General features: G+C 52.0%; 15 protein-coding genes. 13 read left to right on the top strand and 2 right to left on the bottom strand.

The window, feature by feature from the left end:
- The 11 genes from recG to hemB are packed head-to-tail and all read left to right on the top strand — an operon-like array spanning nt 1 to nt 10,579.
- Nucleotides 1-2,082 carry an ATP-dependent DNA helicase RecG gene (gene recG / locus J6J28_RS09150; protein WP_301721370.1) on the top strand — a complete coding sequence of 694 codons (2,082 nt, stop codon included), beginning with the start codon at nt 1-3 and terminating at the stop codon, nt 2,080-2,082.
- 42 nt (nt 2,083-2,124) lie between these two features.
- Complete coding sequence (ubiE, locus tag J6J28_RS09145) at nt 2,125-2,880, top strand: bifunctional demethylmenaquinone methyltransferase/2-methoxy-6-polyprenyl-1,4-benzoquinol methylase UbiE (protein WP_335342635.1); 756 nt, start codon at nt 2,125-2,127, stop codon at nt 2,878-2,880.
- Nucleotides 2,880-3,482, top strand: coding sequence for a ubiquinone biosynthesis accessory factor UbiJ (locus J6J28_RS09140; protein ID WP_301721245.1), 603 nt, complete (start codon nt 2,880-2,882; stop codon nt 3,480-3,482). The genes ubiE and J6J28_RS09140 overlap by 1 nt, the downstream gene beginning before the upstream one ends.
- 2 nt (nt 3,483-3,484) lie before the next feature.
- Complete coding sequence (gene ubiB, locus J6J28_RS09135) at nt 3,485-5,131, top strand: ubiquinone biosynthesis regulatory protein kinase UbiB (RefSeq protein WP_301721244.1); 1,647 nt, start codon at nt 3,485-3,487, stop codon at nt 5,129-5,131.
- A gap of 7 nt (nt 5,132-5,138) precedes the next feature.
- On the top strand, nt 5,139-5,348 hold the full coding sequence (gene tatA / locus J6J28_RS09130) for a twin-arginine translocase TatA/TatE family subunit (protein ID WP_301721243.1): 210 nt from the start codon (nt 5,139-5,141) through the stop codon (nt 5,346-5,348).
- Between the two features lie 5 nt (nt 5,349-5,353).
- The gene (gene tatB, locus J6J28_RS09125; RefSeq protein ID WP_301721241.1) at nt 5,354-5,731 is read left to right on the top strand and encodes a Sec-independent protein translocase protein TatB; all 378 of its coding nucleotides are present in this window, start codon (nt 5,354-5,356) and stop codon (nt 5,729-5,731) included.
- Entirely contained in the window at nt 5,728-6,465 is a 738-nt protein-coding gene (gene tatC / locus J6J28_RS09120) for a twin-arginine translocase subunit TatC (protein ID WP_301721238.1), read from the top strand. Before tatB ends, tatC begins: the two co-directional genes overlap by 4 nt.
- Before the next feature lie 25 nt (nt 6,466-6,490).
- Entirely contained in the window at nt 6,491-6,991 is a 501-nt protein-coding gene (locus J6J28_RS09115; protein WP_301721237.1) for a hypothetical protein, read from the top strand.
- Between the two features lie 10 nt (nt 6,992-7,001).
- A complete protein-coding gene (locus J6J28_RS09110) occupies nt 7,002-7,796 on the top strand; it encodes a TatD family hydrolase (RefSeq protein WP_301721368.1) in 795 nt (264 codons plus the stop codon).
- Nucleotides 7,781-9,577 (top strand): sensor domain-containing diguanylate cyclase, encoded by a 1,797-nt coding sequence (locus J6J28_RS09105; protein WP_301721236.1) that lies wholly within the window; start codon nt 7,781-7,783, stop codon nt 9,575-9,577. The genes J6J28_RS09110 and J6J28_RS09105 overlap by 16 nt, the downstream gene beginning before the upstream one ends.
- The gene (gene hemB, locus J6J28_RS09100) at nt 9,578-10,579 is read left to right on the top strand and encodes a porphobilinogen synthase (protein ID WP_301721235.1); all 1,002 of its coding nucleotides are present in this window, start codon (nt 9,578-9,580) and stop codon (nt 10,577-10,579) included.
- Between the two features lie 3 nt (nt 10,580-10,582).
- Here hemB and J6J28_RS09095 read toward each other — a convergent pair whose 3' ends face one another.
- Entirely contained in the window at nt 10,583-11,506 is a 924-nt protein-coding gene (locus J6J28_RS09095; RefSeq protein ID WP_301721232.1) for a Ppx/GppA phosphatase family protein, read from the bottom strand.
- Complete coding sequence (gene rhlB, locus J6J28_RS09090) at nt 11,506-12,795, bottom strand: ATP-dependent RNA helicase RhlB (protein WP_301721230.1); 1,290 nt, start codon at nt 12,793-12,795, stop codon at nt 11,506-11,508. Before rhlB ends, J6J28_RS09095 begins: the two co-directional genes overlap by 1 nt.
- An 88-nt stretch (nt 12,796-12,883) precedes the next feature.
- Here rhlB and trxA point away from each other — a divergent pair, with 88 nt between their 5' ends.
- Nucleotides 12,884-13,210: a thioredoxin TrxA gene (gene trxA, locus J6J28_RS09085; RefSeq protein WP_301721228.1), complete on the top strand. Its 327-nt coding sequence runs from the start codon at nt 12,884-12,886 to the stop codon at nt 13,208-13,210.
- Nucleotides 13,211-13,436: 226 nt separating this feature from the next.
- Nucleotides 13,437-14,702 (top strand): transcription termination factor Rho, encoded by a 1,266-nt coding sequence (gene rho / locus J6J28_RS09080; RefSeq protein WP_301721227.1) that lies wholly within the window; start codon nt 13,437-13,439, stop codon nt 14,700-14,702.
- Nucleotides 14,703-14,744 lie beyond the last annotated feature (42 nt).

The following is a 14,744-nucleotide window of genomic DNA, read 5'->3' as shown; positions in this document are numbered from 1 at the left end:
ATGCACAGCGAGGGTTTACACCGCATACCGTTAACCGTGCTCAAGGGGGTTGGCCCTAAGTTGCAGGAGCGTCTGGCGAAGTTAGGTCTGGCGACCCTGCAGGATGTCTTGCTGCATCTTCCGTTACGTTATGAAGATCGCTCGCGCATTTATCCGATAGCAGGGCTGCAGCCTGGCACCACAGCAACGGTCATCGCCACCGTGGTGAAAGCCGAAATTGTGTATGGCCGCCGGCGCATGCTTAAAGTCAAAGTGCAGGACGCCAGTGGTGGCTTGAATCTCGTGTTTTTCCAGTTTAGCGCGGCTCAGCTGAAGCAATTCGCCGAGGGTACGCGCCTGCAATTATTTGGTGAAGCACGACGCGGGCTGCAAGGGCCGGATATGATTCACCCCGAATATAAAATTATCACCGGTGCTGCGCCAGAGCTGGCCGAAACCTCACTGACACCTGTTTACCCTACCACCGAAGGCGTGCAGCAGGCGACCTTGCGCAAACTAACGGAGCAAGCACTTACTTACCTCACCGATAAAGCCGTTCCTGAACTCTTGCCTGAGCAATTGCAACCGAACGCGATGGGCTTAGCTGCTGCGATCCGACTCTTACATCGGCCGCCACTGGATGTAAGCCTAGGCGCCTTGCAGGAAGGCAATCATCCGGCTCAGGAACGCCTGGCAATGGAAGAGCTGGTCGCCCATCAACTGAGTCTGTTAAAGCTTCGCGCCATTAAACAACAACATCAGGCCCGCGCGCTGGCGCCTCATAGCGAGCTGGAGCAAGCATTCCTACAACAACTGCCATTTCGGCCCACTGCTGCGCAGCAGCGCGTGGTGACTGAAATTCAGCAGGACTTGAGTGAATCTTTGCCAATGATGCGTCTGGTTCAGGGCGATGTGGGTTCGGGCAAAACGCTGGTGGCGGCATTGGCAGCTCTGACGGCGATTGGCCAGGGCTATCAGGTTGCACTGATGGCGCCGACCGAAATTCTTGCTGAGCAACACGCGCTGACGTTCCGGCAATGGTTCGCGCCGTTGGGCATTCAGGTGGGCTGGCTGGCCGGTAAGCAAACGGCAAAACAGCGGCGGGAAAATCTCAGTGCGTTAGCCAGTGGCGAGCTGAATATGGTAGTGGGTACTCATGCGCTGTTTCAGGCAGAGGTGACCTACCATAAGCTGGTGTTAGTCATTATCGACGAACAACACCGCTTTGGCGTACACCAGCGTCTGGGCTTGCGGGAAAAAGGCGTGCAACAGGGCTATCAGCCCCATCAGCTGATCATGACAGCAACACCCATTCCGCGCACGCTGGCGATGACCGCCTATGCGGATCTGGCCACCTCGGTCATCGATGAACTCCCGCCTGGACGCACGCCAGTGACCACCGTGGCTGTGCCTGATACTCGTCGTGCACAAGTGGTGGAGCGGGTGCATCAGGTCTGCGTGGAAGAGCAGCGCCAGGCCTATTGGGTGTGTACCCTTATTGAGGAGTCTGAGGCCCTGCAATGTCAGGCAGCAGAGGATACCGCCAGTCAGCTGGCAGATGCCTTGCCGGATCTGCGCATCGGGCTGGTGCATGGGCGCTTGAAAAGTGCCGAAAAAGAACAGGTCATGCAAGCATTTAAGGCCCACGAGCTGGATCTGCTGGTGGCGACGACTGTCATTGAGGTAGGGGTTGATGTGCCCAATGCCAGTCTGATGATTATTGAGAACCCGGAACGCCTTGGCTTGGCGCAACTCCACCAGCTGCGCGGCCGGGTCGGCCGTGGTGCGGTGGCCAGCCACTGTGTGTTGCTTTACCATGCTCCCTTATCCAAAACCGCCACCCAGCGACTTGGGGTGTTAAGGGACAGCAACGATGGTTTCGTGATTGCCCAGCGTGACCTAGAGTTAAGAGGGCCCGGTGAGTTATTAGGACAGCGGCAGACGGGAGTGACCGAAATGAAGGTTGCTGACGTAATGAAACATAATCACCTGCTTGATAATGCGCAACAGTTGGCCGAGCAATTATGGCAACAGTATCCGGAGACATCCGAAGCATTGATCCAGCGCTGGTTACCGCGCCGTGACCACTACGCCCAAGCTTAAATTCGTAGTACACTAGGCGTCCATTTATGAAAAGGCAGCATGATGAAAGATTCGAAGTCTGACACCATTGATTTTGGCTACAAGCAAGTTGCTAAAGACGAAAAGCAAAGCCTTGTTGCCAATGTTTTTAATTCAGTGGCGCAAAAATACGACATCATGAACGACGTGATGTCGTTTGGTATTCACCGTCTATGGAAACGCTACACCATCGACTGTAGTGGTGTCCGCAGCGGTATGAAAGTACTTGATATCGCAGGTGGAACCGGTGATTTAACGGCGCAGTTTTCACGTCGCGTCGGGCCCAGCGGAAAAGTCGTATTGGCCGATATTAATCAGGCCATGCTGGATGTCGGTCAGGACAAACTGCGTAATAAAGGCATCGTTGGCAATGTCGATTATGTACAGGCCAACGCCGAGAGTTTACCTTTTGACGATGATACCTTCGATATCATTACCATCGCTTTTGGTCTGCGCAATGTCACCGACAAGCAAAAAGCACTTGAGTCCATGTTTCGTGTACTCAAGCCAGGTGGCCGTTTGCTGGTGCTGGAGTTTTCTAAGCCGGTGCCGCCAATGTTGTCGCAAGCCTACGATTTTTACTCGTTCAATGTGTTACCTAAGATGGGGCAGCTGGTGGCCGGTGATGCCGAGAGCTATCAATATCTGGCCGAATCCATCCGCATGCACCCTGATCAGGAAACGCTCAAAGCAATGATGGAGCAGGCCGGTTATGAGCAGGTCACCTTTGATAACCTGACCGGCGGCATCGTTGCCTTACACCGGGGGTTTAAATTCTAATGTTGTGGACCGTGTTACCGACTCAGGTTGCCGAGGGCTTTGCGAATCATATTCTGAGCCTGGACCCGCACAGCAACGAGCGCTTGCAGAAACTTGCCGGGCGGCGCTTGCGCCTGACTTTAAAAGAGTTGGGTCGCCCGTTTACGCTGGGGGTCACCGAGTCCGGAATTGTCTTCAGCTGGATTGACGATCAACAGGTTGATTGCCACATCATCACTGAACTTGCCGTACTACCAGAGCTTCGCGATAGTGCCAATATTACTCGGCTAATTAAAGCCGACAAGCTGGATATCGAAGGCGATCCTATGCTGGCGCAGCAGTTAAGTAAGCTGTTTAGTGAGCTCGACATCGATTGGGCGGAGCAACTTTCCCGCCGTATTGGTGATGTGCCGGCGCAAGTGCTGGTGAATGCGTACGGGCGAGGGCGTAAGCGCATGCAACGTTTTCAGCAGGACTCGGGACAATGGGTAAAAGACGCCCTGACCGAAGAAAAACGCGTCATTCCTGCGCGTGAGCGGTTTATTCAGTTTCAACAGGATATGCAGGCCCTGCGCGCACGTCTTGATAAGTTAGAGCGGCACTTAAAAGAGCAGCGAAATTAATTATGCGAACGAAGCGACTGTACCAAATTACCCGTACGTTTTTGCATTATGGCCTCAACGAGCTCATCCCGGCGCGCTGGATGCCTTGGTCAGTGCGCTTTGCGCGCTACACCTTATTCTGGTTGCCGAATAAACATAAAGACAAGTCGCCTGGGGTGCGTTTGCGTCTAGCTTTAGAATCACTGGGGCCAGTGTGGGTGAAGTTTGGTCAGATGCTGTCAACCCGGCGTGATTTACTACCGCCGGAGATTGCTCTGGAACTGGCGAAGTTGCAGGACCGGGTGAAACCTTTTCCTGGCGAACAGGCCCAGCAATTGATCGAAAAAGCATTGGGTCTGCGCAGCATCGACGATGTCTTCGTCGATTTCTCGGTAGCGCCGCTGGCTTCAGCTTCTATCGCACAGGTGCATACGGCCACCCTGAAAAATGGTGACGACGCCGGTGCTGATGTGGTGATTAAGGTCATTCGCCCCGACATCCGCGGTGTCATTGGTGCCGATTTGCGCTTAATGGAGACGCTGGCCGGTGTGCTTGCAAAGCATTTGCCTGATGGTCGTCGCCTGAAGCCGAAAGAGGTTGTAAAGGAGTACCGCAAGACTCTGCTTGGGGAGCTTGACCTGGCTCGTGAAGCAGCAAATGCGATTCAGCTGCGGCGTAATTTTGAAGACTCAACCTTGCTTTATATCCCGAAAGTGTACAGCGACTTCAGTCGCCATAACATCATGGTGATGGAGCGTATTGACGGCATTCCTGTAAGTGATGTGGATACCTTGCTGGCGGCCGGGGTTGATATGAAAAAGCTGGCAGAGCGCGGCGTTGAAGTGTTCTTTACCCAGGTATTTCGGGACAGTTTCTTCCATGCTGACATGCATCCTGGCAACATTTTTGTATCCAGAGAACATCCAGAAAACCCACAGTATTTAGGCATCGATTTTGGCATTGTCGGCACGCTGAACCGCGAGGATAAGCGCTATCTGGCAGAGAACTTTCTGGCGTTCTTTAATCGGGACTACCGCAAAGTGGCCGAGCTGCATGTCGATTCCGGCTGGGTACCTGCGCATATTAATGTTGAAGATTTCGAGTCAGCGATCCGTACCGTGTGTGAGCCCATTTTTAATAAGCCGCTTGCCGACATCTCATTTGGGCATGTATTGGTGAACTTATTTAATACCGCCCGGCGCTTCGAAATGGAAGTTCAGCCACAGCTGGTGCTGCTACAGAAAACCCTGCTTTACGTCGAAGGTCTGGGGCGCACGCTGTATCCGCAATTGGATCTATGGCAAACCGCGAAGCCGTTTCTGGAACGCTGGATGAAAGAGCAGCTGGGCTGGCGCGCGGTGCTGCGCTCAGTCAAAGAGCAGGCACCTTACTGGGCAGAAAAAATGCCAGAGATGCCAACCTTGCTTTATGATTACCTGAGCACCCAAAAGCATCAGATTGCGCAGCAGCAACTTGCCGCGCAAGCCATCGTCACAAGTCAGCGGCAATTTGCCTGGCGCATGTGGTGGGGCATTGCCAGTGGCGCTCTGCTGGTAAGTAGCGCTTTATTTTGGGTGACGGGACAACATATAGGACTGACGTCAGCGAGTGGCGCACTTACCGTCGTTAGTATCGCAATGAGTTGGCGCAAGCCAGCCACAACTAGTTGAGGGTGTTATGGGTATTAGTATTTGGCAACTTCTGATCCTATTGGTGATTATAGTGCTGCTGTTTGGCACCAAGCGACTGCGTTCTCTTGGTGGTGACCTGGGCTCGGCCATTAAAGGATTCAAAAAGTCAGTCAGTGATGACGACGATGACGATGCGACTAAAAGCAACGCGCAGAAAAAGGTCGATAGTAAGTCTGAGCAGGATAAGGACGCTTAAACTTAATGTTTGATATCGGCTTTTGGGAGCTCCTGTTCGTCGCTCTTATCGGATTGCTGGTACTGGGGCCAGAGCGCCTGCCAGGGGCGCTGCGTGGGCTCCAGCGCGGGATGCAGAAACTGAAGAACTTTGGAACTTCGGTACAGGCAGAGCTTAATCATGAGCTTCGCATTAAAGAGCTACACGAGCATTTAAAGAAAGCGGAACAGATGGAAGTTGATAAATTGTCACCGGAACTGCAGCGTTCGATGGCTGAATTGCGTGAGGCTGCGGCCGGTGTGCAACGTCCCTATGAGAAGAAGAAGCCTTCGTCTGCCGGTGATGACGGTGATACAGGGACGTCATCAGCTGCCGATAAAGATGAGTCGAAACCATCGTCATGAGTCAGTCGCCGTTAATTGATCACCTACTGGAGTTACGTCGACGACTGTTGTGGAGCGTGGTCACGGTACTGGTCATTTTCGCAGGCTTTGCGGTATTCGCCGATGAGCTGTATCGGTATGTCGCGGCGCCCATGCTGGCCAGCTTGCCGCAAGGTAGTACGCTCATCGCAACCGATGTAGCAACACCATTTTTTACGCCGTTCAAATTGGCTTTAGTGGCTGCGATTGCGGTGGCGGTGCCAGTATTACTCTGGCAGGTCTGGGGTTTCATTGCACCAGGCCTTTACCGGCGGGAAAAACGTCTGGTCGTGCCGCTGATGGTGTCGAGTAGCCTGTTGTTCTATGCTGGTGTCGCGTTTGCTTATTGGGTTGTTTTGCCGTTGGCATTGAACTTTTTGGCGAATGCAGCGCCTGAAGGAGTAACCGTCGCTACCGACATTGCCCGCTATCTTGATTTTGTACTGGCAATTTTTATGGCTTTTGGGATTGCCTTTGAAACGCCCGTAGCGATAATTTTACTCTGCTGGACCGGTGTGACCAGCGTCAAGTCATTGCGTGCAAAGCGGCCCTATGTCATTGTCGGAGCCTTTGTGGTGGGAATGATACTCACACCACCGGATGTTATTTCGCAAACTTTATTGGCTATTCCAATGTGGTTGCTCTTTGAACTTGGACTGGTGATTGCTAGTCTGTACCAACGCACGCCACGCGACGCTGATGCAGAAAATGAATAAACTATTGAAGTGGGAATCATTGAAGATGATCAAATTGTTTGGTTTGGGGAGTGTTGTCGGTTGTATCACGTTGGCAGCTCTATGGGCTCCAAACGCTAATGCACAAGAGATTTCACAGCAACAGTTGCGCAATTGCGCAGCTATTGAAAATCCATTACAGCGCCTGGTTTGCTACGATAAGTTAGCAGCCGGCGAAGCCCTGCCAGCTACAACTCAGGGCAGTGCCTCCGGATCACAAAATGCCGGCAATGTAGAAGCAGAGTTTGGCCGCGAGCACCTTGACGATCCGACCAGCGATCGTCCCGATAAGATCCTGGTCAAAATTGCTGACGCGCAGCGTAATTTCTTCGGCAAGTGGGAAATACTACTCACCAATGGCCAGCGCTGGGAGCAAACGGACTCGCGCACAGTGCCACTTCCGGATGACGCCGATTATTATATCGAGCGTGGCGTTCTGAATAGCTTTTTCCTCGGCCGCGTCGGCGATGAAGCGCGGCGTATTCGAGTGCGTCGCGTAGAGGAATAAGGTGTCGCATTTGCGTTGGTTTGATGCGGGAGTGAACCTGACCCACTCCCGCTTTGCCGAAGCACCCGAGGCCACTTTACAACGCGCGCAAGACGCAGGTGTCGAAAAACTGCTTGTGATTGCCTGCAGTCTTGCTGAAACTGAGCATGCTATCCAGCTTGCTGAGCGCTTCCCCCAATTGATAGTGACGGCAGGCGTCCATCCGCATGATGCTGTCAACGCACCGGATGATTTGCAGCAGCAGCTGATTGAGCTCGCCAAGCACCCCGCTGTGCATGCGATCGGCGAATGTGGCCTTGATTTTAATCGCAATTATTCACCACCCGAAATCCAGCTTCGCGTTTTTGAGCAGCAGCTTGAAGTCGCAGCAGAACTTGAACTACCGGTTTACTTACATGAACGGGATGCTTTTGCTCAACAACATGAGTTGTTACAAAAGTATGCTAATAAAATTCCAAGAAAGTTGGTTCATTGTTTCACTAATGGTTGCGCCGAACTCGAAGAGTATCTAAAGTTAGACTGTTTTATCGGAATCACGGGGTGGGTATGCGATGAGCGACGTGGGGAAGCTCTGCGCCAGGCTGTACCGCGGATTCCTCTTGAGCGTTTGATCCTGGAAACGGATGCACCCTTTTTAGTGCCCAGAACGCTAAAGCCCCGCCCAAGTATAAATGAGCCGTACTGGCTTCCCGAGATCGCCAGAGTAGTTGCAGAATTGCGCCACGAATCCTTGCAGGAGCTGGCCGCAGCAACCTGGCAAAATAGTCACTTATTATTTGGATGCGAAGGATGGCAAAAAGCTTAGTTCGATGGTTCGCGCTGGTAACAGTGATGTGTTACTGGGGATTAGCTGCGACAGACGTCTCTGCACAAGAGAATATGCCGCCTGTTTATTATCATGTCGATGCTACTGGTAACCAGTCGGTAGAACAGCTGCTCGACAAAGAACCAAGCTTTTGGAGTGTGCTGAATAACGGCTCCCCGTCCTTTGGCTATACCTCCGCGACCTATTGGTTTCACTTCAAGTTGCCGGCTGTCGACTACGACCGCGTCATCCGCATTGGCTATCCGTTGCTTGATAACGTTGATGTCTATTTTGTTACGGACAATGAAATTATAAAGCGGGTCCGGCTAGGTGATGCGTATGAGTTTGATCAGCGTCCGGTAGACAACCGCAACTTTGTTGTGCCGGTCGCTTCGCGGGATAGAGTCGAGGTCTTCCTGCGCGTTAATACTACGAGTTCGATGCGGGTACCTTTGAGTGTCTGGCAACCTACTGACCTGATGGGGGCTGAGCAAGCTCTGACGACAGCGACAGGCATGTATTTCGGTCTGCTGCTTTGCATGATCGTCTACAACTTATTTAGTTACAGCGTGACCCGAGATCGTCGTTTTGGCTATTACAGCGCCTATATTGTCGGTATCGGTCTACTCTTGGCAGGTCTTGATGGCACCGGTTATCAGTATCTCTGGCCTTGGTCCGAATGGTTGCAAAGTAAAGCGATCCCACTCTTTGGCAGTGTGGTTTTCCTGTTTGCCAGTCTGGTCGCCAGTCAGGTACTGCAAACCAAACTGCGTAGTCCGAAACTGCATATGGGTCTGCAGGGCATCATGATTGCTGCGGTGGTCTTGTTTCTTGCAAGCATCTTTCTGCCGTACGAGTGGATGATTTCTATCGTCCTGCCGGTCGCTATTTTAGCCAGCTGCTATTTAATTTTTACTGGTCTGACGCTTTGGCGCCAAGGTCTGGCCTATGCGCGTATTTACTCACTGGCACTGAGTGTGCTGCTGCTTGCCATCATTATTAATGCCATTGGCTACCTGGGCTTCCTCGAGTCGTTCTTTATTCAGCGTTATATGATCATGATTGGCTCAGCGATTGAGATCATGTTGCTGAGTCTGGTGCTTGCTATCCGCTTTAACGAAGATCGTAAGGAGCGTCTGGCTGCTGAGCAACGCCTGAACTCGCGCCTTGAAGTGAAAGTGAAGCAGCGTACGAAAGAACTCGAAGCGCTGATGCGTAAGCTCAAGGAAATGAATCAGCGACTTGAGGTGAAAAGTAGCGAAGACCGCCTGACGAAGTTGTTTAACCGAGGCGTTCTGGACGATGACCTGCCTCTGGAAGTGCGTCGTGCGCGCCGTACCGGGTACGATATTGCGGTGGTGATGATTGATATCGATCACTTCAAGAAAGTAAATGACAAGTTTGGTCACCCCGTGGGTGATGAAGTGCTGGTTGAACTGGCGCGATTGTTGCGTGTCAACTTCCGCCGCGCCGGCGATCGTATCTATCGCTACGGTGGCGAAGAGTTTGTTATTTTAATGCCAGGTGCCCAGGAACTGGGTTGTCATGATAAAGTATTAACGGTTACCGATGTTATCCGTGGACACACCTTCCATACCGAACGTGGCGCGGTTAACATTACGGTCAGCGTGGGCATGGCGTTGCTCAACAGCTTGCCGGGGCATGCTTCGAGTAAGCAATTGTTAGAAGCCGCCGATAACGCACTTTATCAAGCGAAAAATGCAGGCCGTGATCAGATTCGAATCGCCCGTTCCGTGAAAGATGTGAGTGAAAAACCTTAGATGCAAAGTATGAGTCAGTTCCCTTTCCGCCGCATGCGCCGTCTGCGACGGCATGACTTCAGCCGCCGTATGGTGGCTGAAAATGTTTTAACGGCTGCCGATTTTATTTACCCGATGTTCGTCCTGCCTGGTGAAAACCAGCGCGAACAGGTGGCATCAATGCCTGGGGTAGAACGCCTATCCATCGATCTGCTGGTCGCTGAGTGCCGTGAAGTCTTTGCCTTAGGTATTCCGGCTATCGCTTTGTTTCCTGTCACTCCTGCGGCAGATAAGTCACTGACGGCCGAAGCTGCATGGGCGCCGGATGGTCTGGCGCAGCGGGCTGTGCGGGCTATCAAAGAGGCGGTACCCGAACTCGGGGTGATCACTGATGTGGCCTTGGATCCGTTCACCACGCACGGTCAGGACGGTATTATCGATGAACACGGCTATGTGCAAAACGATATCACTACTGAAGCTCTGGTTAAGCAAGCACTCTCGCACGCCGAAGCGGGTGCGGACGTGGTTGCGCCTTCGGATATGATGGACGGCCGCATCGGTGCGATTCGTGAGGCTTTGGAAGAAAAGGGCTACCACAATGTCCAGATCATGGCCTATTCAGCGAAATATGCTTCAGCATTTTATGGCCCCTTTCGCGATGCTGTGGGCTCGTCCGGCAATCTCAAAGGTGGTAATAAAAAAACCTATCAGATGGACCCTGCCAATGCCGATGAAGCCTTGCATGAAGTCGCTCTGGATTTAGACGAGGGCGCCGACATGGTGATGGTCAAACCCGGCATGCCTTATCTTGATGTGGTGCGAAATGTGAAAGAAACCTTCAAGGTGCCGACCTTCGCCTATCAGGTGAGTGGTGAGTACGCGATGCTGCAAGCGGCTATTGCCAATGGCTGGTTAGGGGAAGACGTGATCTTTGAGTCCTTGCTGAGCTTTAAGCGCGCTGGCGCTGATGGCATTCTGACCTATTTTGCTAAGACGGCAGCAGCAAAACTCGCCAACAGTTAAAGCTTATGCCAACGAGCGCTTGCGCTCGTTGAGCATGGTGTTCACGAGACCTTCGCGCAAAGCGCCTTGTGCCAGATCAACGGTCTGTATGTCAAGGTTGTCGGTAAGTGCGACCAGAATTGCCAGTCCGCCACAAAAAACCGCTATCCGATCTTCGCGAACACCAATCGCCGGTAAAGCGTCCACGCTACCTTGTTTGATGCTCTCCTCCATACAAAAGCGAATGAACTCTGCGCTCATTGCGTCAGCGCGGTAATGGCGCAGACAGTCCTGTAGTCCGCGGAAGGTGCCAGATGCGCCACAGACGGTTTGCCAGCCATGAGCCTGATAGGTTGTTGCCAATGGACGGATTTGCTCGGCCGCAGCGGCAACGGCAGCGGCAAAGCGTGCTGCGGAAATCATGCCACCGGCAAAGAAACGGTTTTGCCAGACCACACATCCCATATCAAGGCTCTTCAGTACGTGCGGCTCGGTGCCGACGCCGGCAATAACCTCCGTACTGGCACCGCCGATATCCAGGACCAGCATGGCACTGTCCGGGCGTGCGAGTTCGAGGGTGGCCCCCTGATAAATAAGACCTGCTTCGGTCATCCCGGAAATAATATCAATAGGCGAGCCAAGCGCTCGTTCAAAGCGCTTGAGAATTTGTTTTCGATTGTGAGCTTTGCGTAATGTGGCGGTGGCCACACAACGGATTTGCAAAGGTTGATAATGGGCGAGGCGCTGAGCAAAGTCTTTTAAACACTCAATGCCCCGCTCAATAGCAGCATCATCCAGCGTCAGATCAGGCGTCAGGCCATCGGCGAGGCGAACCTTTTGCCGATGGCGGGTGATGATGCGGTAGCCCCGTGTGGTCGCTTTGGCAATCAACATGTGGAAGCTGTTCGATCCCAGGTCGATTGCGGCGATACGCGGGTGCGGATGCATTAGCCGTTACGCTTTGCTGGCGGTTTACGCTGCCCCGACGAGCGGCGCTGTTGACCACCACTGCCACCACGACGGCCGCCACGGCTGCGACGACGTCCACTTGGCCGAGGACTGCGCACGTCGGTTAACAACGCGTCAGGGTCATATTTGGTGACAGGAATCGCATGACCAATGTAGTCTTCGATAGCCGGCAGGTTATAGACGTATTCCTCACAGGCCAGGTTGATCGCCTTACCACTAGCTCCAGCACGGCCGGTTCGGCCAATACGATGCACGTAATCTTCAAAGTCATCCGGCAAGTCATAGTTATACACGTGACTTACTTCCGGAATGTGCAGACCGCGGGCGGCGACATCGGTGGCAACCAAAAAGTCGAGGGTGCCCTCGGAGAACTCTTCAAGAATCTTCAGTCGTTTGCGCTGCGGAACATCGCCGGTGAGCAAGCCGACCCGGTGGCCATCGGCCTCCAGCCAGTTATACAGTTTCTCGCACACATGCTTAGTGTTTGCGAAAATGATGGCTTTATCTGGCCAATCCTCTTCGATTAGCGTCAGCAGTAGCTTAATTTTGTCTTGTTTCGACGGATAGAAAAGCTCTTCGCTGATGCGGATGCCAGTTTTTTGGGTAGGCTCAACTTCAACTTTCGTCGGTGAGTTCATGTGGTCGTACGCAAGTTCCTGCACACGTTGCGACAAGGTCGCTGAAAACAGCATGCTTTGACGTTCTTTAGGACCAGGCATGCGCTCAAACATGTAACGAATATCTTTAATGAAGCCTAAATCGAACATGCGGTCGGCTTCGTCAAGTACGACAACTTCAATCTTATCAAGTTGGTAGATACCCTGTTTGCAATAATCAATCAGGCGACCGGTGGTTCCGATCAAAATATCTACGCCTTCTTCGAGTTGCTGGCGTTGACTTTCGTAACCTTCGCCCCCATAAATAATGCCAAGGCGCATATCACAGTGAGCAGCAAGAAGTTCAGCATCGTTTGCGATCTGAATTGCTAGTTCACGCGTAGGAGCCATAATAATAGCGCGCGGATAACGTTTTTCGCCAGAACGCGGCTTGTTAAGCAGGGTAGTGAAAGCTGCAATCAGGAAGGCAAGAGTTTTGCCAGTCCCCGTTTGTGCTTGTCCCGCTACATCTTGGCCTTTTAGGGCAATAGGTAAGCTCAGGGCCTGGATTGGCGTACAATACTCAAAGCCCGCTTTATTCAAAGCAGTTAATACCTGCGGGTGCAGGTCGAGATCGGCAAAGCGTGTCTCTGTCAGGTGTGTTTTACTCATAGCATAAGCATACCAGTTTGCGCTAACATTCAAAAACAGAAATAATAGTGTTTTATTATTTCACGCGAATTCAGCAGCGGAGATTACCATGAGTGATAAAATTGTTCAGCTAAGTGATGATTCTTTTGAGGCAGATGTACTCAATTCAGACAAACCAGTACTGGTAGATTTTTGGGCAGAGTGGTGTGGCCCATGCAAAATGATTGCACCTATCCTTGACGATATTGCAAACGAGTACGGTGACCGCATCACTATTGGTAAACTCAACGTCGACCACAACAGCCAGACCCCGCCGAAGTACGGTATTCGCGGCATCCCAACATTGCTGTTGTTCAAAAACGGTGAAGTGGCCGGCACCAAGGTTGGTGCTCTGTCAAAAGCTCAGTTAGCCGAGTTTATTGAGCAAAATATCTAAACACGTCTTTCGGAAAGTTGCCAAATCATGCGGTTTGGCAACTTTTTGCGTGCAGTTGGTTCAAATAACGAGCAAAAAACTGGACGTACTGCGGTTTAGGTGTTACTTTTCAATCAATATTTCTTCAGGTTGTCAGCCTTCCGGCAGCCAGATAGCAAACCCCTAAAGCTATAAAACATAAACTAACCCTTTGTTTTCCTATGGACACTAAAGTCATATCCCTCTTATGAATCTTACAGAATTAAAAAACAAACCCGTAAACGAGCTGGTACAGCTCGCAGAATCCATGGGTCTCGACGCCATGGCTCGTACCCGCAAGCAAGACATCATTTTTGCCATTTTAAAAGCGCATGCGAAAAGCGGCGAAGATATTTATGGTGATGGGGTGTTGGAAATTTTGCAGGATGGCTTCGGCTTTTTGCGCTCGGGAGACTCGTCATACCTGGCAGGTCCAGATGACATCTATGTGTCGCCAAGCCAGATTCGCCGTTTCAATTTGCGAACTGGTGACACGGTGGCCGGGAAAATACGCCCGCCGAAAGAAGGTGAACGTTATTTTGCCCTTCTTAAGATTCGTGAAGTCAACTTCGACAAGCCTGAAAACTCCCGCAATAAAATTCTTTTTGAAAACCTTACACCTCTCCACGCGGAAGAACGTCTGCGCATGGAACGTGGTAATGGTTCGACGGAGGATATTACTGCTCGGGTGTTAGACCTGGCCTCGCCAATTGGTAAAGGGCAACGGGGTTTGATCGTGGCGCCGCCGAAGGCTGGTAAGACGTTATTGCTGCAGAACATTGCGCAGTCGATCGCTGCGAACCACCCTGATTGTGTCTTGATGGTGCTGCTGATCGATGAGCGTCCAGAGGAAGTCACTGAGATGCACCGCCTGGTGAAAGGCGAAGTTATTGCTTCGACCTTTGATGAGCCGGCAAACCGTCACGTGCAGGTCGCCGAGATGGTGATCGAGAAAGCCAAGCGTTTGGTCGAACACAAGAAAGATGTGGTCATCTTACTTGATTCAATCACCCGTCTGGCGCGTGCTTACAACACTGTTATTCCAAGCTCCGGCAAGGTACTGACGGGTGGTGTTGACGCCAATGCATTGCACAAACCAAAGCGTTTCTTCGGTGCTGCGCGTAATGTTGAAGAGGGTGGTAGTTTGACTATCATCGCGACGGCATTGATCGATACGGGTTCGAAGATGGACGAGGTGATTTACGAGGAATTCAAGGGCACGGGTAATATGGAAATGCACTTGAATCGTAAGATTGCTGAGAAACGTGTTTTCCCTGCGATTGATTTCAATCGTTCGGGTACGCGTCGCGAAGAGTTGTTAACTTCGCCGGAAGAGCTGCAAAAAATGTGGATTCTGCGCAAAATCGTACACCCGATGGGTGAAACGGAAGCGATGGAATTCCTCATCGACAAGCTGCAAATGACCAAAACCAACGACGAATTCTTCGAGGCCATGAAGCGCCAGAAGTCTTAGGCTTGGCTTTGCGCCTCGCTGGGGCCTTCGTCATAGGGACGC

It is taken from the genome of Pseudidiomarina terrestris, from assembly GCF_030466375.1.
GTDB classification, from domain to species: domain Bacteria; phylum Pseudomonadota; class Gammaproteobacteria; order Enterobacterales; family Alteromonadaceae; genus Pseudidiomarina; species Pseudidiomarina terrestris.
Note: the sequence above shows the minus strand (reverse complement) of the source record. Positions and strands in the feature narration are given on the sequence as shown.

Bases quoted from the DNA above. Each gene is read 5' to 3' on its own strand.
- tatA (WP_301721243.1), top strand. From the start codon at position 5,139: ATGGGTATTAGTATTTGGCAACTTCTGATCCTATTGGTGATTATAGTG.
- ubiB (WP_301721244.1), top strand. From the start codon at position 3,485: ATGCGAACGAAGCGACTGTACCAAATTACCCGTACGTTTTTGCATTAT.
- hemB (WP_301721235.1), top strand. From the start codon at position 9,578: ATGCAAAGTATGAGTCAGTTCCCTTTCCGCCGCATGCGCCGTCTGCGA.
- tatB (WP_301721241.1), top strand. From the start codon at position 5,354: ATGTTTGATATCGGCTTTTGGGAGCTCCTGTTCGTCGCTCTTATCGGA.
- trxA (WP_301721228.1), top strand. From the start codon at position 12,884: ATGAGTGATAAAATTGTTCAGCTAAGTGATGATTCTTTTGAGGCAGAT.
- tatC (WP_301721238.1), top strand. From the start codon at position 5,728: ATGAGTCAGTCGCCGTTAATTGATCACCTACTGGAGTTACGTCGACGA.
- J6J28_RS09115 (WP_301721237.1), top strand. From the start codon at position 6,491: ATGATCAAATTGTTTGGTTTGGGGAGTGTTGTCGGTTGTATCACGTTG.
- rhlB (WP_301721230.1), bottom strand. From the start codon at position 12,795: ATGAGTAAAACACACCTGACAGAGACACGCTTTGCCGATCTCGACCTG.
- rho (WP_301721227.1), top strand. From the start codon at position 13,437: ATGAATCTTACAGAATTAAAAAACAAACCCGTAAACGAGCTGGTACAG.
- J6J28_RS09140 (WP_301721245.1), top strand. From the start codon at position 2,880: ATGTTGTGGACCGTGTTACCGACTCAGGTTGCCGAGGGCTTTGCGAAT.
- J6J28_RS09105 (WP_301721236.1), top strand. From the start codon at position 7,781: ATGGCAAAAAGCTTAGTTCGATGGTTCGCGCTGGTAACAGTGATGTGT.
- ubiE (WP_335342635.1), top strand. From the start codon at position 2,125: ATGAAAGATTCGAAGTCTGACACCATTGATTTTGGCTACAAGCAAGTT.
- recG (WP_301721370.1), top strand. From the start codon at position 1: ATGCACAGCGAGGGTTTACACCGCATACCGTTAACCGTGCTCAAGGGG.
- J6J28_RS09095 (WP_301721232.1), bottom strand. From the start codon at position 11,506: ATGCATCCGCACCCGCGTATCGCCGCAATCGACCTGGGATCGAACAGC.